The sequence below is a fragment of the Streptomyces apocyni genome (assembly GCF_009739465.1).
In the GTDB taxonomy this organism is placed as follows: Bacteria; Actinomycetota; Actinomycetes; order Streptomycetales; family Streptomycetaceae; genus Streptomyces; species Streptomyces apocyni.
The window spans coordinates 1-525 of sequence record NZ_WHOM01000021.1 but is presented as its reverse complement, the minus strand read 5'-3'; the positions used below and the strand labels follow the sequence as shown (position 1 = coordinate 525).

Here is a 525-nt window from a genome sequence, read left to right as displayed (position 1 = left end):
GGCGTGGGTGAGGTTGGTGATGGGTTCGCCGGGGGTGGTGGCGAGGGCGCCTTGGGTGACCACGGTCAGCGTGGAGTCGGAGGCGTCATCGCCCGTGAGCCAGTCCTGCACGGTGCCCAGGGTCCGGTGCAGGCGGTCCCGTACGGCCTCTGGCACGTCACCTGCGTCGGTGTCGGACGCGTCGATGGTCAGCAGTACGGTCTCGAGGGTCGGGCTGTCGGCGTCGCTGGCCGGAACCGGGCTCCAGGTCGGGCGGAGCAGTCCGTCGAGGGTGGTGGCGGTGGCGGCGGCCTGACGTAGGGCCTCCTTGTTCAGGGGGCGTAGGTCGAGGGCGTCGACGGTGGCGACCGGCATTCCGGTGGTGTCGGTGGCGGTCAGGGTGGCGGTTTCGGGTCCGGTGAGGGTGAGTCGGACGCGGAGGGTGGTCGCACCCACGGCGTGCACAGTGACTCCGCTCCAGGAGAAGGGGAGTAGGGCGGGTCGGTCGTTGTCGATGACCCCGGGCAGCAGGGTGTGCAGGGCGGC

The 525-nt window shown here is 71.4% G+C and carries 1 protein-coding gene; it reads right to left on the bottom strand.

Features of this window, described 5'->3' with window-relative positions; translation table 11 throughout:
• On the bottom strand, positions 1-525 hold a 525-nt coding region (locus GCN81_RS31675), incomplete at both ends, for a Rossmann-fold NAD(P)-binding domain-containing protein (RefSeq protein ID WP_197287422.1).